The sequence below is a fragment of the Candidatus Neomarinimicrobiota bacterium genome, from assembly GCA_016784545.1.
In the GTDB taxonomy this organism is placed as follows: Bacteria; Fidelibacterota; UBA8477; order UBA8477; family JABMPR01; genus JABMPR01.
This window is the reverse complement of sequence record JADHUM010000065.1, coordinates 1-22,442: the sequence shown is the minus strand read 5'-3', so window position 1 is coordinate 22,442 and position 22,442 is coordinate 1. Positions and strand designations below refer to the sequence as shown.

At 47.1% G+C, this 22,442-nt stretch carries 12 protein-coding genes; 10 read left to right on the top strand and 2 right to left on the bottom strand.

Going from position 1 to position 22,442, the window contains the following annotated elements:
- Positions 1-539: 539 nt before the first annotated feature.
- Complete coding sequence (locus ISR87_13520) at positions 540-2,057, top strand: carboxypeptidase M32 (protein ID MBL7026461.1); 1,518 nt, start codon at positions 540-542, stop codon at positions 2,055-2,057.
- A 4-nt stretch (positions 2,058-2,061) separates the two neighbouring features.
- Complete coding sequence (locus ISR87_13515; GenBank protein MBL7026460.1) at positions 2,062-2,511, top strand: SRPBCC domain-containing protein; 450 nt, start codon at positions 2,062-2,064, stop codon at positions 2,509-2,511.
- A 4-nt stretch (positions 2,512-2,515) separates the two neighbouring features.
- Here ISR87_13515 and ISR87_13510 read toward each other — a convergent pair whose 3' ends face one another.
- Positions 2,516-4,225 (bottom strand): NAD-binding protein, encoded by a 1,710-nt coding sequence (locus ISR87_13510; protein ID MBL7026459.1) that lies wholly within the window; start codon positions 4,223-4,225, stop codon positions 2,516-2,518.
- Between the two features lie 626 nt (positions 4,226-4,851).
- Between ISR87_13510 and ISR87_13505 the strand changes: the two genes are divergently transcribed.
- The 3 genes from ISR87_13505 (at position 4,852) to ISR87_13495 (ending at position 11,174) form a co-directional block, all read left to right on the top strand.
- Positions 4,852-6,411, top strand: coding sequence for a 2,3-bisphosphoglycerate-independent phosphoglycerate mutase (locus ISR87_13505; protein MBL7026458.1), 1,560 nt, complete (start codon positions 4,852-4,854; stop codon positions 6,409-6,411).
- 101 nt (positions 6,412-6,512) lie between these two features.
- Entirely contained in the window at positions 6,513-9,056 is a 2,544-nt protein-coding gene (locus ISR87_13500) for an insulinase family protein (GenBank protein ID MBL7026457.1), read from the top strand.
- Positions 9,057-9,059: 3 nt separating this feature from the next.
- Positions 9,060-11,174 carry a hypothetical protein gene (locus ISR87_13495; GenBank protein MBL7026456.1) on the top strand — a complete coding sequence of 705 codons (2,115 nt, stop codon included), beginning with the start codon at positions 9,060-9,062 and terminating at the stop codon, positions 11,172-11,174.
- A gap of 459 nt (positions 11,175-11,633) precedes the next feature.
- On the opposite strand, the gene ISR87_13490 is transcribed toward ISR87_13495, so the two are convergent.
- On the bottom strand, positions 11,634-12,653 hold the full coding sequence (locus ISR87_13490) for a hypothetical protein (protein MBL7026455.1): 1,020 nt from the start codon (positions 12,651-12,653) through the stop codon (positions 11,634-11,636).
- 274 nt (positions 12,654-12,927) lie between these two features.
- Between ISR87_13490 and ISR87_13485 the strand changes: the two genes are divergently transcribed.
- From ISR87_13485 to ISR87_13465, 5 genes are all read left to right on the top strand, one after another.
- Complete coding sequence (locus tag ISR87_13485; GenBank protein ID MBL7026454.1) at positions 12,928-13,524, top strand: TetR/AcrR family transcriptional regulator; 597 nt, start codon at positions 12,928-12,930, stop codon at positions 13,522-13,524.
- Positions 13,525-13,595: 71 nt separating this feature from the next.
- Positions 13,596-15,302, top strand: a complete 1,707-nt coding sequence (locus ISR87_13480; protein MBL7026453.1) for a hypothetical protein — start codon at positions 13,596-13,598, stop codon at positions 15,300-15,302.
- 49 nt (positions 15,303-15,351) lie between these two features.
- A complete protein-coding gene (locus tag ISR87_13475; GenBank protein ID MBL7026452.1) occupies positions 15,352-17,994 on the top strand; it encodes a TonB-dependent receptor in 2,643 nt (880 codons plus the stop codon).
- Entirely contained in the window at positions 17,994-21,080 is a 3,087-nt protein-coding gene (locus ISR87_13470) for a hypothetical protein (protein ID MBL7026451.1), read from the top strand. Before ISR87_13475 ends, ISR87_13470 begins: the two co-directional genes overlap by 1 nt.
- A 74-nt stretch (positions 21,081-21,154) precedes the next feature.
- Positions 21,155-22,285 (top strand): PorV/PorQ family protein, encoded by a 1,131-nt coding sequence (locus ISR87_13465; GenBank protein ID MBL7026450.1) that lies wholly within the window; start codon positions 21,155-21,157, stop codon positions 22,283-22,285.
- Positions 22,286-22,442 lie beyond the last annotated feature (157 nt).

The window sequence follows — 22,442 nt, the reverse complement described above, 5'->3', positions numbered from 1 at the left end:
AGGGCGCTATCCTTTTTATGGCAATACGAAGTACCCCCGTTTTTTATAAAAACAGCCTCCGCCACTTGCAGAATCCGCCAAGTCATTACTCACCAATACTTTAGAAGCTTTTTAGCCCAGGTTTCGGGGGAACTTCAATAATCCCAAAAGAGAATGCAGGAGGCTTCTTGAAACCTGAAACGTGAAATTTGTCACCTCATTACCACTGCGAGCCTAAATATTTCAGGTTAAAAGGTGGTCCGGGATATCAAGACCCAACAGTAATAATATTTTGCCCCCTACCCCCGCCCAAAAAAATTTCATAGAATCCACCAACCCACTAACTTAATACGCTCGTATCTCTTTGAATTTGGTGGCTGTGCATGCTTCGAGACCCTCAGCAAGACACAGCACGTAGTATCGTAAAACCCATCAACCCATTAAACTCATCAAACTCAAAAACTGATTCAATTCATTCATGGCAAAAATTGTATTTAATGTTATTTTATTCCATAATTCCCAAAGAATAGAGCTACATATAAATCCTTAAGGGTCAAATCATGGAACCACGCGAAACTATTTTAAAAGAACTACTTGAGGCCAGCCATCTACAGGGAATTGAAGCCCTATTGGGGTGGGACCAGGAAACGTACATGCCTGAAGGAGCTGGTGCAGCCAGATCAGAACAGGTTGCCTACATCACCACTTTAATGCATTCCAAGCTGGTGGGGGAACCGATAAAAAATGCTCTGGAAGAACTCATTGACCTCGACACCGGCGAACTCAGGATAATGACCCTCAGCGATCGCGAGACCCGTCAACTCAAAGAAATCTGGCGGGATTACCGCCAGGAATCCCTGCTCCCCACTGATTTCGTAACCGATTTGGCGAAACATGCGTCTTTGTCCCAGCAGGCCTGGGTCAGAGCTAGAAAAGATAATGATTTTGCCTTTTTCGAACCCTTTCTCACCAAAATGGTACAGCTCCAGAAAGAGAAGGCTAATTATCTGGCCGTTGGCGCCACACCCTACGACAGTCTGCTGGATCAATTTGAGCCCGACATGACGTCTGAAAAGGTGGCCGGTTTATTTAAAGAAATTCGAGCCAGGCTGGTACCCCTTATAGCCAATATTCGTGAGGTTAAACACCGGGTAAATGGTAGTGTGCTTACTAGGGAATACGATGTTGATACACAGTGGGATTTTGGCATGGCCATGTTGCAAGCCATTGGCTTTGATAGCAATATCGGTCGCCAGGACCGTTCTGCCCACCCCTTTACCACCAGCACGCATCCCACAGATGTTCGCACCACCACACGGCTTCGGGAAAATGATTTAAAATCCGCCCTGCTCAGCACCCTGCATGAAGGGGGTCACGCCCTTTACGAACAGGGTCTCCCGGTTGAAGAATATGGTAATCCCCTGGGTCAGTCTATTTCACTGGGTATCCATGAGAGTCAGTCCAGGATGTGGGAAAACCTGGTTGGTTTAAGTCCTTCCTTCTGGCGTTTTGCTTATCCCAAACTTCAGGCAAAATTTCCAGATCAATTAAGGAATACGGATCGAGATATGTTTTTTGCCGCCATGAACCGAGTCAGACCCAGCCTGATCCGTGTTGAAGCTGATGAAGCCACGTATAATCTGCATATCATGCTTCGCTTTGAGATTGAGAAAATGTTAATTAACGAAAACTTTCCAGTAGCAGAGCTTCCCCAATTATGGAATGAAAAAATGGAAGAATATCTGGGTGTGCGACCCACAACCGATTCTGAAGGGGTCCTCCAGGATGTACATTGGTCTTTTGGGGCTTTTGGATATTTCCCAACCTATACCCTTGGAAATCTATATAGCGTGCAATTTTATAATCAAGCCAAGCAGGATCTTCCTGGTCTGGATGAATCCTGGGCCCGGGGTGATTTCTCTGGACTTCTTGGGTGGTTGAGGAAAAATATTCATGCGGTTGGAAGAGGCCGCAAGGCCGAGGAGCTGGTTTTGGAACTCACCGGACAAGAGCTGTCAGCCCAACCCTTTATGGATTATCTGGAAGCAAAATACAAGAGCCTCTATAGTATCGACTAACACTGTGAATCAAAAGTGTCTCCACAAAAGCAGGGTGATTCCAGCTGACCTAAAAACGACCTGGGATAAATGGACCACCCATGCCGGACTGAAATCATTTATTGGTTTAGACAACCAGGTCGACTTAATCCCTGGTGGACCTTACGAAATCTATTTTTTTCTGGATAATCCTGAAGGCACCAGGGGTGGCGAGGGCAATACAGTGCTGAGCTTTCTACCCCACAAGATGCTGTCTTTTAGCTGGAACGCCCCACCCACGATACCCGAAGTTCGCAACCATGCCCACAAAACCTGGGTAGTCATTCAGCTTGAAGAAATTGATGCCGGAAAAACCAGGGTCTCTCTAGATCATTTGGGCTGGTTAGAGGGTGAGAAGTGGGATGAGGCCTACACTTACTTCGACAGAGCCTGGGAGATTGTTCTGGAGTCCCTGGAAGAAAGTTGCCAAGACTAATCAGCTATTCACCATCACCATTGATCTTTTTCATTTCTGAATAGAGCTTGTAGAACAGGCCTTCGGCTGCCACATCGCCAATTAAAATTAACTCGTTTTCTTCGGTAAAGAGGAAAGAAGGGCTTGGGTTTATATTCTCTATCTCCTTGTCATAGATAGCGATCACATTACAACCGGTCCTGGTACGAATCTGACTTTCAGCCAGCGATTTGCCCACATAGGATGAAGGCACTATAACGCGAAATACGTTGAGTCCCTCTGCCACCATTAACAGTTTATCAGGTTTCAACAAGTTGATGATCGTGTTGGCGGTTAGGGATGCATAGGACATTACCAGATCTGCTCCGGCAGTGTGTAATTTGGAGATGTTTCCGTCAATGCTTGCCCGGCTGATGATCTGCGCATCGGGACGTAGCCTGCGGCAGTAAATGGTTAGATATATATTCGTTGGATCATCATGAGTCGTGATGAGAATCGAAGAAGCTTCCTTGATTCCGGCCCGGATAAGCGTATTAATGTCGGCGGCACTACCGTAGATATAGCGCTCATCGCCAATAACGCTTTTTTGTTTTTCTATAATTCGATAATCGATATTACGCTCATGCAGGGCATCGCCGGCTGCCTGGCCTACCCTGCCTCCTCCCACTATCAATACAAGCTTCTGGAGTTTTTTTTCTCCACCAAATTTTGCGTCATACTCGCTGAATTGTTCAGCCGACCCAGCCAGCAAAAGTACTGTTGTTGGTTTGATGAGGGTTTGAGGAGTGGGTATGGTAAACACGCCCCTTTCCCATACGCCCACCACATTGACACCGATTGTCTTGCGTAACTCGCTCTGCATAAGCGTTTTGCCTACAAGAGCTGTCCTCATGGTCGTGGCCTCTGCGATTAAAAGGGATCCAATTTTCCCGATAACGTTTGCCTTGGTACTTGTGCCAAGAACCCTTCGAGCCAGGGACTGTCCGAGCATTTTCGTGAATTGAAAGACGTATGTGCAACCAGATAATTCAAGAATATCAACTGAATCATCAAGATCAGCATTGGCGATGAGAGGAACCTTTTGAGAAATTTCACGTACGGTAAAGGCGATGTTGGTATTCATCATATCATCGACATTGGCAACCACAAGGGCTGCGTCTTCAACTTTCAAGTGCTGGTATGTTTGCGGATTACCCAACTCTCCCACCACGACTCGGAGGTTTAAATCTTGAAGATCTAAAGCTTGTTGTACATCCTCTACTACGACAACGTATTCATAATTATACTTGCGGAATTTTTCTGCAAGGTTGATCGTAACCGAATCATAGCTTGTAAGGATGACATGGTCCTTGGTGCCTTCTGGCAATTGTCGGGGCGCTCTGGCCTTAGCCTGGGCCTCCACCCACGGCAGATAAAAAAACTGGATAAGTGTAAAAGGCAGCATGGTGAGAAGAAACACAACCCCAGACATGAGAACCAGGATAGAAAAAATCTTGCCCAGATCAGTGGCAAAAGTAATATCGCCAAAACCAAGGGTGGACATGACAGTTAATGTCCAGTAAAATCCGGTGATCCAGCTGAATTGCTGGTTTTCAAGGGCCATCAAAAAGTGAAATATGATGCTGTAGATAGTAACCATCGCCATCAACGCGATGAAAAATTTTACAACCTGCCAAATGTTCCGCTCTTGTTTTTTTCTTACTAACTGAATGAGTTCGCTAAAAATTAATTTCATCGCGATTGTCCGCTTAACAACCCCCTGCAATGGAAGCGACCGATGTGACTCGCTCCAACAAGAGTTGCTCTTTGTCTGCTTGTCTTTGTCATAGCAGGAAAATTAAGTGAAAACGGTAGGGGTGAAAGCCCAATCCCCGGCGTTTAGATAAATCCCAGCCATATTATGCATTAAGGACGGCAATCTCATGCTCCCCGGGTAATAGAAAGTTCGAGATCGCTTCGTCGGCTGCGCCTCCTTGCGAAGACAGATTTGGGCCGCTCCATAATGTCGTTGCGATCCAAACACAAGTATCGGGATTTCGTCTTAGGTCTTTGCGAGCGTATGCGAAGCAATCTCCGGATTCCTGGGGAGAGGATAGACTGGAGATCACATCGATTGCTGTGCCTCACTATGGAAGACAGGCAAGCACAAGGTCCCAAGGCTGTGGGAAGCAGCCTAGAACCCCGCAAAAGACAGGGAGCAAGATGCCATTAATCCACAGAACTCACAAACGCATACACTCAATAACTCACTAAACTCAGCCCCCCTTTCGTGCAATTAGCGTAATTCGCGGTTCCCAAGGCCCCAACAAATCCTAAATTCCCGACAGTGATGAAATTGTTTAACAAGAAAGAATTGAATATATGAAACCAGTTGTACTTATCGTTCTCGATGGTGTGGGTTACACCGAAAGAATTGAAGGCAATGCCGTTCTGGCAGCCAATACTCCCAATCTTGATGCATACCGTAAAAAATACCCTCGTAGCCTCCTGGGAGCTTCTGGAGAAGCAGTAGGCCTCCCTGCAGGCTTTCAAGGCTCCAGCGAAGTGGGGCACTTGAGCATGGGTGCCGGCAAGGTTGTGATTCAGGAACTAAAACGCATCAATGATCAACTGGAAAGTGGTCAGATCTACAACAGTGCTCTATGGAAGGCCATGATGCAGCAGTGGCAGGCCAGGGAATCCACCTTCCATCTTTTTGGTTTGTTACAGGATGAGGGTGTCCATGCTCACTACGACCATCTCTTTAAATTTATTCGTCAGGCCAGCGCAGAGTATCCAGCAGGCAAAATAGTCATTCACCCATTTTTAGATGGACGTGACACACCGCCACGTTCAGCTCTTGAACATTTAAGTAAGCTTGAAGGTGTCATAGCAGAATTTCAAAATGTCTCCATTGGCACCCTCATGGGCCGCTACTATGGTATGGATAGAGGCAAGGTCTGGGAAATAACAGATCGAGCCTATGCATGTATCGTTTCAGGCAAGGGCCGTCCCATGACCTCTGCCGGAGATGCCATTCAATCCTCCTGGGAAAATGATAAAACCCCTAGTGGTGAAGACATGTTTGATGAATATATCGAACCCTTTGTCATGGAAGGTTATACAGGGATTCATGATGGTGATGTCGTGTTGCACACCAATTACCGACAGGATCGGGCGACCCAATTAACCCTGGCATTTACGGCAAAAGACTATCCCGGAACCCCCAAAGTAAAGCTGGATATTATCTATGCTGGTATGACGGCCTATTATGATGGTTTTGAAAACTTTCTACTGGCTGACGCTGGTGGAGCTGACTCTGAACCCTCAGTCACTGTCGGTCAACTCATTGCTGAGGCAGGTCTGCACCAGTTGCGTATGGCTGAGACCCAGAAATTTCCCCATGTCACAAGCTTCTTTAATGGCAAGCTGACCACTCCCTATAAAAATGAAGATCGGGAAGAATTAAAGGGTCGTTTTGACCCCGCCAGCTTTGCCGATCATCCTGAAATGGAAGCCTATCGGGTAACCGAGCGATTTTTAGAAAAACTTGATGAAGATAAGTATGATTTTATCATGGTGAATTATGCCAATGGTGATATGGTGGGACATACTGGCAATTTTGATGCAGGCGTGAAGGCCGTTGAGGTTCTGGATGAATGTATTGCCCAGATTATCCCGGCAATATTAGCCCGAGATGGGCAGATACTCATGACAGCGGACCATGGCAATGTGGATCAGATGCTTGATTATGAGACTGGAGCGGTAAGGACCAGTCATAGCCTCAATCCCGTGGAGTTGCTGTATATCGCCGATGAATCCCATTTGAATGTGGAATTGTCTGACGGATGTCTGTCTGACATTGGCGTCACCGTCCTGGCTCTCCTGGGTATTGAAGCACCCCCTGAAATGGGTGCCAGGGTATTGATCACCCCCCAATAAATATTGCCTGTTTGCCCAAGCGAGGATTCGAATCCTCGCCTGGCCTGGCACGACACCCAAATATTGGAACGAATAAACTCAACCCGAGAAAGAAGTCACATATGAAAAAAACCACAATCTCTTTTGCACTCATGCTCACGATATCAGCAGGGATGGCTGCTCAACCAGGTGTTTCCATTCACAAGCTTAATAACGGTATGGATGTCCTGCTCATCGAAAACAAAGCCCTGCCCATGGTGGGCGTAAATGTGATTATCAAAACGGGTTCCGCTTATGAGACCTATGAAACCAGCGGTATGAGTCACATGCTGGAACACCTCCTGTTCAATGGCACCACGACCAGAACACAAAGGGAGCTCTATGATGCCACAGACCTGATAGGGGGCTACAACAACGCCAATACAGGTGACTATTACACTAATTTTATGATGGTCATGCCTGCTGAACACAAGATTGCCGGCATGGAAATTCAGGCTGACATGTTGTTTAACTCAATCCTGCCCGAAGAAAAGTTTGAAAAAGAAAAGGGCATTGTGCTTGAGGAAATAGCACAGAGTCTTTCCAAGCCTGCAACCCAGATGGAATACAATCTATCTGCTGAATTGTATCGAGGTCACTCGCTTTCCCTGCCAACCCTGGGAACCTATGCCACCATTGAACACATGACCCGGGATGCAGTGAACCATTATTACCAATCAACCTATCGCCCCAACAACATGATCCTTAGCGCCATTGGAAATTTTGATTCTGCCACCATGCTGGAGGACATCAATAGAATTTATGGGTCGGCAGCACCGGGCTCAATTTTTAGACCTACAGACTCTATTTTGAAAACAGGCATGACCAAACCAGTCGCCACACCCTTGTCTGAGTCCAGCTGGTTGGACAGATATTATGGCGGAGAAGTTCCCACCCTCCATCAGATCTATCCTCTGGAAAATAAGTACCCCAAGGGCTTCATGCCGCTTTTGGAAATGGCCCTTAAGGACATTCAGCCCACAATGGAAACCAACCTCAAGGAAGCCTGGCCAGAAACAGTCGATGGCCTTTCCATACAAATCCATTCCAGCCCCATCGCCAATTATGTCGAGCTAAAGCTAAATCTGAAAAATGAAGACAATGCCAGGAAGATCAGTAATGAACTCAACCGGGCCATAAACAAAACCAAATTCAGAATTGCCTCAACCACCCTGGCATCCATGGCCACCAAAGAAAAGACGGCTTTTCTCCAGAATGTTGAAAAGCCCCATATGTTTGGGATTTACAATGCCTTTGATCTGGCAGTTTCCGGTATCGATGGGGTTCTGGATCTTCCAACCGCCAGAGACTTCAGTGAAGCTGCCGGTGCTTTGAAATATTTCAGAATGAAAATGGAGCCCACAGTCATCTTCCACCATGCTCAAAGTGCTGAATCAGCTGGCGTTTCAGGCGAGATAAAGACCAGCCTGGTTCAATCACCTGAAAAAGGCATGGGTCTTATCGTTCGTCAGAACCCTGGCTCAGAACTGCTGGCCATTCATTACCTTTTTAAATATAAATCAGCATATGAAGCTGAGTTTGGTAAAGATGCCGCCAAATATCTCCATGATTGTTTTGGTCAACGCATGAAGAGCACGGAAAAACTGGCTGAGAGTCAAAAATTCGGTCTGAAATTTACGGTTAATGACAATCCCTGGATTCCCATGGATAACATCTATCTCCATCCTGACTTTGGATATATCCGTGTTGAGGGACTGGCCAATAATATTGTTGGCACCATTGCCTTTTTGAAGGCGGAGATGAATGGTTTTATACCCACTTCAGAAGAGTTCAATATTGCCCGGGGAAAATTCTCTCAATCCATGATGCATGGCAGCAAGGACAAAGCAAAAGACCTCTTTGATGCCCTGGTTGATTCAACCCTGTATGGATCTGCAGCAAAGGAGAATGAAAAGGCCCTGAGTTATGAAAGTCTTGTTGAATTCGCTCGGGTCTATTTCAGCCCGGACAATCGTGTGGTCAGCGTGGTATCTCCCAAAGCGGAAGATGTGGTCTCCAGGCTGCTTCTTGCAGGCTCAAATTCACCAGCTAAAACATATCCCCTGACGGAAAAATCATATCTCAAACCAGCCACCCCTGTCACCATAGATGTTCCTGGTGGCGGTGAGCGCACCTATCTGTTTTGGGGTTATGTAAAAGACATTGAAACGGGTGACGAAGCAGCACTGAAAGCTCTCGGTCTTATATTGTCTGATAAAATTACGTTTGATGTTCGGGAAAAACAGGGCCTGGTTTATCGCATGACAGCCACATCAGCAGTCCGGGATAACAAGGCACTCTTCTATATGAGTCTGGGCACACGTCCCCAGAACGCTGAAATTCTCCTGCCTCAATTCGAATCCCTTATGAGCAAAAAGACTCTGGGTCAGTTAAGTGAAGATGACGTTCAGAAAACCATCAACATGTATCTTGGACGCATGATGTTTAGACGCCTGTCCAGTATCAACCAGGCCTATTATCTGGGAACGTCACTTTTCTTTGAGGATGACATGAATCATGACCAGACTTTTCTGGATGCCCTCAAGGCTGTCACCCTTGAAGATGTGAATCGTGTTGCCGACAAATATCTATCCCCAGAAAACGCCATTTCTATTGTAGTGAGGTAAGACATGAAACCTTTACAGCGATTCCTTTATGCCGGCCTGATAGCCATGTTGTTGCTTTCCTGTCAGACCCAGGTTGTTAATGAAGTGGTTTTTAAATCACATAAGTTGGATTTTAGTATAAATGTGGAAAACCACGAGGCAATCTTTTCAGACTCCGGGCAAATACAGGTGTTTGAGGGGGTAAACCTGCTATATATCGCACCTAATGCTCACATATCAAAACTGACCATTGGGAATACTTCACCAGACTTGATGTTGCTTGACTCAATTCGGCTCGTAGAGCAAGACACTGAATTAACTGCCAAAATTGAGGCATTAGACCCGCAAAGGGCAGCCTTATGGGTGCTTTTTGAACATGATAGGGCTGAAGAAACAGGTTTTTCACTGGAATACTCAGCCACCTTTAATGACGAGGTGGACGATGTAAAATTCTCCAACCAGAATGTAGGTCGAGAGGTCACCGGCACCATCCTGGACAAGGGCGCTTATTTTAGCCCCGGTGCGTTTTACTATCCTCGTGGAGAAGATGGTCTCATGAGTTTTGAGGTCACGGCGACCATACCCTCAACCTGGGAATCTATCTCTGATGGTAATAGTATTGCCAGCATCAGTGCAGGAGACACAAAAATCCAGTCCTGGAAGAACCCCTATCAATCCGATGGTCTCATGTTTATGGCAGCACCATTTCGCGTCAAACACGCCAAGGCTGGAGAGGTAGATATTTACTGTTATTTCTTTGAAGAAGACACCAGTCTCTTTGAAACCTATTTACCCGCAACAGTAGACTATATGAACATGTACTTCGATTTGATTGGAGCTTACCCTTATAATCGCTTTACAGTAGCTGAGAATTTTTTCCCAACCGGCTACGGCATGCCAGCCTGGACGCTTCTGGGACAACAGGTTATTCGGCTGCCCTTTATTGTTATGACCTCACTGGGTCATGAAGTGCTTCACAACTGGTGGGGCAACAGTATTTATGTGGACTATAAAAATGGTAACTGGTGTGAAGGCTTGACTGTTTATGGTGCCGATTATCGCTATAAACTGAAACGTGGCCCTGCCAGCGCCAAGGATTACCGCAAAGACATTCTCAAACAGTATAAAAGCTATGTCACCAAAGAGAATGAATTCCCTGTCCGTGAATTTGAAGCTCGTCACAATGCTGAGAGCCGCACCATTGGCTACAATAAAACCATGATGATCTTTCATATGATTGAAGAGATTGTCGGTGAAGAAGCCTTCTTCCAGGCCTGGCGCAATGTTTTTGCAGAAAACAAAGGGCAACAGGTATCCTGGGAAAAATGGCTGGAAGCGTACGAAAAGACTTCTGGAAAAGACCTGAGCCATATCATTCCCCAGTGGGTGGATCGGGTGGGTGCTGCCAAAATCAAGGTTGTTCTTCTGGAGTCAGAGTTTGTAGCTGGTCAGACCCAGGTAAAATTCATGGTTTCACAAATGGGTGAGGATATTTATAATCTGCAAATTCCAGTCAAATTCATGGGCGTCGATGAGCAAGATGGTCAGGTCGTCCTCACTAGCAAAGAAGCCATCTTTGATTTCGCAGTCTCTGGTGAGGCATCTGCCTTTGAGCTGGATCCCGACTACAATTTATTTCGTCACCTCTATCCCCAGGAGATTGAGGCAACGGTTGCTGCAACAATGGGAGCTGCTGAAAAACACTTTTGGTATTACAGAGAAGGCGATAAGGACGCGTTAAAATTATTTGGCGATGCCCTCACAGAGGGTGATATCACACCAGCATCAATAAATGATGCGGTGTCTGTGGGCCAGGAAGGCAACTACGCCATTTTTGCCCTGAATCCCACCACACTTCCACCTGAGCTTTCGAAACAAATCGAGATGAACGACACCAGCATTACCATAAATGGTGAGTCCTTTCCCAGGGTTGGTCATACCTTTATTTTGAGTTCGGAGGAAGAAGAGATAGCTGCAAAAATGCTGGTTGTTATTTCTGACGATCTGGGGTCTTTGCCTCGTATCGGCCAATTGGTTCCACATTATGGAAAATACTCTTATCTGGTTTTTAAGGGTAGCCGTAACGTAGCGAAAGGTCAGTGGCCGGCCCTCACCAGCCCGCTAAGGATTGAACTTTAAAAGAGAGAACCCTTACTATGTAGGGCTCGACGGATATTCCTCAGTTTTGGGAAGCCATTATCAGTGGGCTGTATCTCTGGTAGAATTCCACCAAAGTAATGGATAATGGAGTTGCTGAGCCAGCATTATTCTACTACAACATTGGAAATGAACAGTGGGAGCTCACTGATGTGGGCGCTAAGATGATCAAGTTAGTGTATTTTGTGAATCCGGGGACGAGGTTGTGAGAGACTAATAGAGACCGGTAAGTTGGTCAGGTCACTCTTTGCTGGTTTCCAATATCCCTTTTGAGGTTGAATCGTTGACGGTGGGATTGTCAGGCTCGTTCTGGGTCTCCGTGGTAGTTTGAGAATCAGCAGGTTGCCGGTGTCTGCTTTTGTGTGTCTTCAGACTGTGGAAAAGTCAAAACCAGAACTATATTCCTATTTTCGATTGATAGGGTGGTCACTTCTACATAAGTTACTGAACATCTCTGACGCATCTTACTGAGTATCCGGCTTTTCGGAAATCGTAATATCTGCCGATCTCTGAATGGGCGTAATCCAGCCAACGGTACCATGCCCCTCCAGCACCGCTCACTGTAGAAGACCAGAAATAGGCGTAGTTTCCCAAACCGATATATGAGCCGGTACTAAGATCGCGGTATCCGGCTGGCAAGGCGTCAAACGCGCTCTCTCCGAAGGTTGTCCCGTCACGAAGAGACCCACTTGACCACAGACTGGCATTCCCCGACAATTGACTCCCCTGATCCAGCCCCCGATACCCGGTTTCAGCAGCTTCACTAAAGCCCATTCCCAGGGCCCTTTCCAGCACTTGCCAGTCTCCGTCCGAAGGGACACGAAACCCCTCTGGGGCAATATTGCGGGCATCACTGACAGCATACCAATTATAGAGTGCGCCAAATCTTTCTGCATTATCTGTGTCATTATTGAAGTAACACATCGCCCCGGTGCTGACGTCGGTCCAGTCATCAGCCCTGGTGTTAAGGGATATGTCATCCCCGTTTCGATAATGTGTGACGCTTAGGTTTTGAGCCATCCATATCTGGTCGTCAATCTGGATAGTTGGATAGATATTGCCATCGACATCCACGGTACAACTCAAGCAAGCGGGGACAGAGACAATATTGCTGTAGTTACTTGTATCAGTGCTATTGTAGGCAGCTACTCTATAGTTGTAACGCTTCCCAAAAACGAGTGAAGTATCCAAGTAGCTTGTAACATTGGGCCCCACGCTGGTCAACTCTACAAATTGTGCTCCCAAGCTACGCTCGATATGGAACCCTGATTCGAACTCTGAGTTGTCCGTCCACACGAGATTGAGTTCTGTATCGCCAAATGGTATCACGGTGAGATTTGAAGGAGCCCAGTGTTCTGAATTATTTCCTGTGTCTTTCGGTTCTGACCAGAGCGATCCATCACAAGCCCATAGGAGGAGTACAGCTATCATCGCCATGAGGAATGTAAATTGTTTTATCACTATCCACCCCTATCGCATGCCACTGTTTGCTGTTTTTACAGACAATCCAACTTCTCCTTATAGAAATATTCAGCATGACCAGGAACACCTCAGAATATTGCATAGCTAACGGGTTCCTACAATGGTTTGATTGGGAAGGCAATGACCCCAGGTCCATTTACCCCCAAAACGCCTTATAAATTCAATACTTGCCATTAAAAACCTTTCTTTATGGCACCGGTTTTGCTATTATTCGACCCAGCGTTCGAATAATCGAATATAGGGGCAGAGTAAGATGACAAATACTGCGACAACAGATCGAAAATCAGCCGAAAGAATCGCTCGTCAAAAGTTGATTCTACAAGGCGCCCTGACCGTGTTTAAGGAAAAAGGATTAGAGGGGGCGAAGATTGATGAAATTGCCCGCGTTTCAGGTTTTGGAAAAGCGACGCTCTATTATTACTTCACCTCAAAGGAAGAAATTTTCTCGGCCCTCCTCCTCCATGGATGGCTGAGTCTCTGGCGAGAACTGGAAGAAATCGCAGTGGGTGGTGACAGCCCGCGTGCGACATTCATCTCCATGTTAAAAAAGATCGCCGAGATGGTGAACACCGATCGTCCCCTCTATGAATTCCTTTTCCAGGCCCCCCAATCATTTACCCGAGAAGAAAATGAGCGCTCCGAATGGAAGGCTTATCAGAATCGCCTATATAAGGTATTAATGGAACTTATTGAGCAGGGTATCAAGCAGGGCGAATTTCCCCAAATGGAGCCCCGTCTGATTATGAAAGCCATGGGAGGTCTTTTTCATGGCCTGGTCTTCTTGGGCAAGGACCGTGAAACCATTACTGAGAATGAAATAGAGGAAATGCTGGGCAATCTGCTTGGATAAACAAGTCAGATACATCAAGCACTCCCCAAAAAATAGAATCTACAGAAAAAATCAATCGAGGAGATAGATCCATGCAAAGAAACGCTACTACTTTTATCCTATTGGTCCTGACCGCCAGCCTGGCTTTTGGTCAAGCCTATACAGAAGATTTTGAAGATGGTGACATCAGCGAATGGTCACAGTACCGCGCAGATGAGGAAATGATCCAGGCTATCGATATGACCAGTGCACCTGCCATTCTCATCGGTGGTGGTGACAAAGTTGGCTACATCCAGGATATTGACTACTCCTATTCAGGGGCTGCCATTCTCCTTGATGGAGAAGTAACCGACGCCAATTACACCGTTGAAGCAGATGTATATGTCTATGAAAATGCTGCCACTTCAGCCTATACGGGTATCGTAGCCTATGCTGACTCATCCCATCAGGGACCTCATTCATATGGTTATTATGTGAAACTCGTTGCTGATTTTGATGGTGATAACCGTTTCCGACTCTACAACAACCAACTCAACTTCTCTACATTCCAGTACAGTTTCCACCACGGTATTTCTGCCGATGGTGTGGACAAAACGGAGGGCTGGCATCACTTTAAGGTTATAGTCAATACCAATCCAGCCGACAGCACTGTTTCCTACCAGTGTTTCTATGATGAAATCGATCTGGGAACCTATGTGGACGACAGCGACATGAACACCTATATGGGACAACCCGGCCTCTATGCCTTCCAGCAGAATGGTGTTGACGGACTGGCTGGATACTTTGACAACTTTATGGTTGAACCCAATGGCGGCTCATCAGAGCTGGAGCATGCAGAAGATTTTGAAGATGGCGATGTGAGTGAGTGGCAACAATATCGAATCGATGAAGAAATGATTCAGGCTATTGATATGGCCAACGCACCAGCCGTTCTCGTTGGTGGTGGTGACAAGGTTGGATACATCCAGGATCTGGACTACTCCTACTCAGGAGCTGCCATTCTGCTCACAGGCGAAACCATGTTTGCCGACTACATCGTAGATGCCGATGTCTATGTCTATGAAAATGCTGCCACTTCAGCCTATACGGGTATCGTAGCCTATGCTGACTCATCCCATCAGGGACCCCATTCATATGGCTATTATGTGAAACTTGTAGCTGATTTTGATGGGGACAATCGCTTCCGTCTCTACAACAACCAGCTCAACTTTTCCACCTTCCAGTATAGCTTCCACGAGAGTATTGATGCCTCTGGTGTAGACAAGACCGAGGGCTGGCATCACATGCAGGTTGTTGTCCACACCAATCTCGCTGACAGTTCTGTCTCCTACCAGTGCTTCTATGACGAGATCGACCTGGGCACCTATGTTGACGACAGCGACATGCACACCTATATGGGACAGCCCGGTCTCTACGCTTTCCAGCAGAATGGTGTGGATGGACTGGCTGGATATTTTGATAATTATGTCGTGAGTCCAACGGCCATTATTCCAGCTATTGATCGTGAGAATAATCGTCCTGTGACCATGACCATGCAGCAGAACTTTCCCAACCCATTCAATCCTTCTACCACAATCTCATTTGAGATGCATGAAGCGGGAGAGGCCTCACTGGATATCTTCAACATCAAAGGTGAGCTGGTTACAACTTTAGCTCAGGGTCGCATTCAGCCAGGTAGCTACCAGCTGACCTGGGATGGAAGAGACAACAAGGGGCAGATCGTTGCAACTGGAAACTACATTGCTGTTCTCAGCAAGGGTAGTGAGCAGGTCAGCCGTAACATGCTCATGCTCAAATAACAATTAACAAAGAGGGCCGCCTTTCTTTGAGGCGGCCCCTGTTGCTGAAATGAAAATATTCTCGCGCTCACTCCTCCTCCTGGTCTTTCTGTTGTTACAGCAATTAGCCTTTGCTGGTGTAGGCGGAAAAATATCTGGAACAGTAGGCTCTAACGATCAGGGTGTTCTGGTGGGTGTGAATGTGGTCATTGATGGAACCCAGATGGGTACGGCTACCGATGAAAACGGAAAATTCTTTATTCTCAATGTACCCCCGGGTACCTACACCATCAAATTCATGATGATTGGCTACAAAATCGCGGTTCATCAGGATGTCCAGGTGGTCTCAGACTTCACCACCAAAGTGAATGCAATCCTGGAGCCTGCGACACTGGATGCTCGGGAAGAAGTGTACGTCATTGCCACAAGACCCCTTATTCAAAGAGACGCAACCGCTACCATACGTGTGATTAGTGCAGACGACATCATCTCCATGCCCGTGAATAACATTAATGATGTTCTGGCGACCCAGGCTGGCTTTACCACTGATGAAAGTGGCGAAATCCATGTCCGTGGGGGCCGCACCAAAGAAATATTATATATGATTGATGGCGTCATTGTCCGCGATCCCATGGAAGGTGATTTTAGTGGCACGGTGAACCAGAATGCCATCCAGGAAATGACCGTCATCAGCGGAACTTTTAATGCTGAATATGGCCAGGCCATGTCCTCCGTTGTGAATATCGTGACCAAAGAAGGTGGCGACACGTTTCACGGACGCATCGAATACACCTCAGATCAATTGAATGCCTACAAGTACCATGAATCTGGCGCTTTTGAATATCTGGACACCAATTATGCCGATGAAGATACCGCCTTCAACTATATCGATTTACGAGAGGGTCTGTTTGATTATTACAACAATGCCCCAGATGGATTCTATCCCAAGGCGTTGATTCCCTTATTGGGAATGCCCATGAGTGGACAGCTCAGTGTTAGTCTGGGCGGACCCTTGCCTGGAAAAACCAGCTATTATCTATCTGGTTTATTTACATCGGAAGAAAGCCCCCTGCCACATGGTGGTGAAATGAGTCAGGATATACAGTTGCGGCTTAGCCACAGACTCACCGACCAGATCAAACTGGGAGCTCATCTCAACAGTTCAAGCCGACTGTATCAGAAGTACTCCCACCGTTGGAAGTATCTACCCCAGAGCAATGAACATATCTACAAAGGCAACGACAGAATATCTCTCAATTTGACCCACACACTCTCAGAAGCCTGGTTTTACAATGTGCACCTGTCCAGCCAGACAGTGGGGACGAAAATCGGTGTAGCCAACTTGGGTCCTGAAGATTATGAGCGTCCTCTCACCGATGCATCAGTCTACTTCTATGCTTCTGGAAACCAGGGCGTTTACACAGATAATCTCAGCCACACAAAAAGCCTGAATATCAATACCACTTTTGCCACTGGTGACCACCTCCTTAAAAGCGGCTTCAATTATGCCGCCCATGAGCTGGAGATTTATACAGAAGAAGACCCCTGGCTTGGCGGGACCAACTTTAAAGATGACACAACCTATACACCCACAGAATTGTCCTTTTTTCTCCAGGACAAAATCGAATTTGACTACCTCATTCTCAATCTTGGCTTGCGCTATGATCGCATCGATCCCCGGATTGGAATGTGGGAAGACGTCACCCGTTTTGCCCTCTGGGATTCCAGCCTTCAGAATTGGGTCTCAGCACCTGTTATTGATGCTCCTGTAGAGAGCAAGTGGAGCCCTCGAATTGGCCTGGCATACCCTGTGACAGAAAACACCGTCTTCCATTTTTCATACGGACACTTTTTCCAGAGTCCTGATTTTAAGGCCATGACCTATAATGCAGACAAGGATATTTCCGCAGCCCTGCCACTGGTAGGGAATGCTGGCGTCAAACCACAAAAAACAGTGGCTTTTGAAGTCGGTGTGAAACAGGCCCTTTCACCAGTTACCAAATTAACCGCCACGGTCTGGTCCAAGGACATCCGGGACCTCCTGTCCACACAATCCTATCGCATCATCTCCATTCCCGTCGTGGTCTACACCAACTCAGATTACGCCAGTGTAAAGGGCGTTGATTTAAGTCTGGACCGCGCCTTTAGTGAGAGTTTCAGCGCAAACATGAGTTATACCGTTTCAGTGGCCAGGGGGAATAATTCAACACCTATTGCAGGCTATTTTTCAGCATATGAAAACGAAGAAATACCCCATAAAGAATACTATCTGGATTTTGATCAACGCCATGATCTCTCCCTGAACCTGGCCTACCGCGGGGGACCAAAAAGCGGTGGCGAATTCCTGGGGATGCGACCCCTGGCAAACACCAATGCAAACCTGCTCTTGAATGTTGCCAGCGGCCTGCCCTATACACCTTATGTGGACCCCACCATACAGGTTGAAGTAAACTCAGCCCGCAAACCCTGGATTTACAGCCTGGATCTGAGGTTGAGGCGACAGATCAATGTGGGTGGTCTAAAACCAGCACTCTTTTTAGAGATTATGAATCTAACCAATCATGAAAATGTGTTGGCCGTGAATAGTCGTACAGGCAAACCATTTGATCAGGGTAGTTCAGGTCTGGTTGGCGGTGGCGATGATAGTAATTTGAATCCAGCCAAACTGGGTCGCGGGCGATCTATAAAAGCTGGACTTAGCGTGGGGTGGTAATGCAAAGAATGATTTTCATATCGCTGGGTCTCTGGCTTCTGATAAATCCACTCCGGGCTCAGGATTGCGCTTCATGTCATAGGCCAAACGAGTATTCCTCCCTGCAAAAATCAGCTGGCATTTTCCAGAAGGCTGTGGGTGTTATGGATAAGGGCCAGGTCCAGGTCAATACGGGAAATTTTGGTACCCTGTCCAGCTTCCATGTCTATTTCACCAATGCAGTCCATTGGCCAGCCTCTGCTGCCTATGAGCGCCAGTACTCATTCGGTCTGGGTTTTATGGTGGGTGTTAACGAAGACGATGTTATTGAAACCGAAACTCAGAGCCAATCAAAAATTTTGGACTGGCTACCCCCAGACGATGCTCGGGGAAAAGAATTTTCAGGCGAGGTGGTCGCCGAATCTGACGACACACCCTTTATGGCCAGTAGCGATCTTACCCAGACCTGGCCTGACCTGGGCTGGCCAGGATATTTCCGCGTCGATGTCAACAGCCTGACGGATGAACAGCTGGATAACCACCCCAGCGCTTTAAGTCTGCCAGATGCCCCCAATCAGTTCAGTTCGGATCGCGACCTGTTCGCCACCTACAACGATGCCAAGAACCCCCAGGGCAGTCATGGTCTCACTGTTGAGCAAACAGCTTATTCTTATGGTCGTAGTTATGCCGAGGACATTGTTTTTTGGGATTTAAAAATCTTCAATGACTCCGCCGAAGATCTGGACAGCATTTATATTGGTCTGTATGCTAAATTTCGACCTGATTTTGACAACCATGACTATCTGAATTTCATCGATAGTGATAATGATGGCATTCAGGATCTGGTGTATGTCTATGATATAAACAACACCCTCAACGGTGCCTGGAATGAAACCAATGATCCCCTGGGAATGGTTGGGATAAAGGTATTTGATACACCGGGACAACTGGGCATTACAGACTTTCATCATTTTTCAAGAGAAGCCTCGCCTTCCACTGATCAGGAAATGTGGGCCCTCATGAGCAGCAAGCAGAACTCAGAGCACCTGGTTGATTCACAATATTATTTCCATGGCAGCAATTCACGCATTGATGATACGGGTCAGGATCTAAGCACCATCGAATCCTACTATCCACCCTTTTCTGATGCCGGCGAACCAGCCCGTATAGGAAATGGTATTAACTACGTGATTTCCTGTGGACCCTTCGATCTCAAAGCTGATTCAATGACCACCCTGTCCTTTGGTCTCATCATGGGTGATGCCGGTAGCGTTCCAGACAGCCCTGATACCACAGACCTCATGCAGAATGTCCGTATTGCACAAGATATGTATCGACTGTATTTCCAGGGATCCGGACCTCCCGATCCCCCACAGGTGCACGCGGTTCCCGGTGATGGACATATCTCACTGTATTGGGATGGCAGCTCCGAAAGTTCAAGAGATGCCTGGACAGGGGACCAGGATTTTGAAGGTTACCGAGTATATCGTAGCTCCGATGCCGGCCTGACCTGGGGACGACCCATCACCGATGCCTATGGCAATACAGTTGGATATCATCCCATCGCACAGTTCGACTACACTGAAGAAGAAGATATGGAGCGATATGGGGTGGATGTTTCTGGTCCAGATCCGGCCTTTCCCCAGAACCTGGGTGATAATTCAGGACTGTTCCACACCTTTACTGACTCCAATCTGGTGAATGGTGTTGAATACTGGTATAGTGTTTCAGCCTATGATCGAGGTAATCAGGACGATCCCGCCAACCCAGTCCCATCCTATATGAATGCCCAGGGACAATCCTGGCACGAAAAACACACAGTTCGCGTGACCCCGGGAAAGCTGGCCCAGGATTTAAGTTTTGGTGGCCTGGAAGCCCTGGGTGGTGATTGTCAGGGCGTGGTCACCGTGGAAGTAGAAGATCCAAGCCAACTCAAGGATCTGAATTATTTGATTGGTTTTGATAAGGTCGATGTCACCATTGACGGTGAGTCAGTAAGCGGCATGGCAGCATCGGTTCTCAATGCCCTCACAGGTGACACCCTGGTCAACCAACAGTTTATCATTGATGGTAGCGATGCAAACACCATTTCGCTGGATGGGCTGGTCATCTATCTGGAAAGTCCTCCAACGGGAGTTGAAACATTAGGCTGGACCAAGGTTACCGGTGACACCTGTACCTTTGATTGGCGCATTGAGAGCAAGTATCCAAATCTGGTTCCCTCTGGACAGGCCGTTGGGAGTGAGGTTGAGACATTTGACGATTGGCGTCTCATCGTGGATTATGCGACAGGGGTTGAGGCAATCTGGCTGGATGCCTTTTCAGGTGAGTACAGTGATCAGACACAGCATCTTCCTTTACGCGTTGAAGTAATCACCGATCCTGATAATCCCATCGATGTCACAGAGCATTTAATCCTGGCGGAGTTCAATCATGGGATGCCGGCTGAGATCCGTCCCATGTTTTATAGCCCCATTGGCTGGGATCTGGTTCCAGGTGGATCGGGCTGGTTGTCTGGATCAGGGGGCTGGTATGAGAAACATGTCGACATGCTCATTATGGAAAAAATTGATGTTCATGAAACCACTGGCGATACCCTGCCCAATTATCTCTATCTCCTCACCAACAACAAACCTGACACATCAATCAATAAGGATTTTGAAACTGAGATCATTGAGGCGGTGGCACCGTCGCAGGGAGATGAGTTCTCAATCATTACTTTCAAGCCTTTCAGGCCGGGAATCACCTATCGTTTTAATCCGTTAAACAAGAATGGTCTTGTGGGAGGGGCATCCGAGAATCCACTTGAAGGTGTCTATGTGGTGCCAGATCCCTATATCGTAACCAATGCCTGGGAAACCAATGAGTTTGGTAAAAAACTCATGTTTACCAATTTGCCATCAAACTGCACCATCAAGATTTACACCATCCTGGGCGAGCTTGTGGATACCGTGGAGCACGGAGGTGACAGTCAGACCAGTTCAGGCTATGCCTTCTGGAACATGCGCACCCGCAATGATCAATTTATTGCTCCTGGCGTGTATCTCTATCATGCTGAAACACCCGACGGTCATGAGACGGTGGGAAGATTTCTGGTGATCAAATGATAGGGATCGCTCTCAATTTTCTTCGATTTGTAATGATGTTAAATTATGTAATAGGCTTGAAAGGCCGGAGTGTCATGCTGAGGCTCTCGAAGCACACGAAGGCCGATAGGCAGTTACTTACAGAAAACGGAACTGTAAAAGAGGGCATCGATAGCTCGATTCCTCGGGCTCAGCTGATTAGCTGTCGACCCATAATTACTCTCACCATTTTGATATTAAGCCTGACAAGCGTGCTTCAGGCCGACTTTGACAAGGTGGCCACCACAGCGGCACCCTTCTTAAAAATGGGTGTTGGTGGACGTGCTGCAGCCATGGGGGGCGGTTTTGTATCCCTGGCCGATGACGGTAGTTCCCTGTTCTGGAATCCAGCTGGAATGCTGGGGGTAAACAGCATCACAGCTTCTGCCAGTCACACTGATTGGCTCCTGGATATTACCCATGATTATGTCGGTCTCATCCTGCCTGGCCGTACCAATGAGAGAATCGGCTTTGCTATCTCTGCTTTGACCATGGGTGAACAGCCCGTACGAACCCTTGAAAACCCCGATGGTACAGGTCTGGTCTATAATGTCATGGATATCGCCATTAGCGCGGCCTATGCCCGCCAGGTAACCGATCGCCTATCCATGGGAATTACTGGAAAATTTATTCAGCTGAATGCTTACAACGAAAGCGCTTCAACCGTGGCTATAGATGTGGGATCCATTTTGCGCACCGATTTTTATGGGCTCAGAATCGGAATGGCCTTATCCAATTTTGGTGGCGATTTTCAATTCAGTGGACGTGATTTGATTTTGAAGGCGGACATCGATGATGACATCGACGGTAACTATAGTACTGATGTCGACCTGAGAACCGAACCCTGGCCCCTGCCGCTCATGATTCGCATTGGACTCAGCATGGATGTCATGGGTGGAAGAGACGCATTTATTTCCAGCCAGAATAGCCGCTTGACCCTGGCCCTGGATGCAGAGCATCCCAATGATGGTCCTGAGCATATCAATCTGGGGGCAGAATATGCCGTGAAGGAGATGGTTTATTTCCGTGGTGGGTATCGCTACAACTATGACCAGGAAGGCTTTACCATGGGGACAGGCATACAACTTGATTTGAAAGCCCACGGAAAAGTGAGAATTGACTACGCCGTCAAACCCATGGAAATCTTTGGTAATACCTCTGTACTCTCTGTAGAGTTCTCCAAATAGATATATCGAGCACCCGATTTAAGAGGCTGTGTGAAAACGGGGGTCCAATAGAGGATACTTAGTTAGGGTTTCGATCCCGCGACTAGACAGATCATGCGTAACCTTTTGATAATAAACTAGATAAGTTGTATTTATTCTTGTTATTAATTGTAAAATA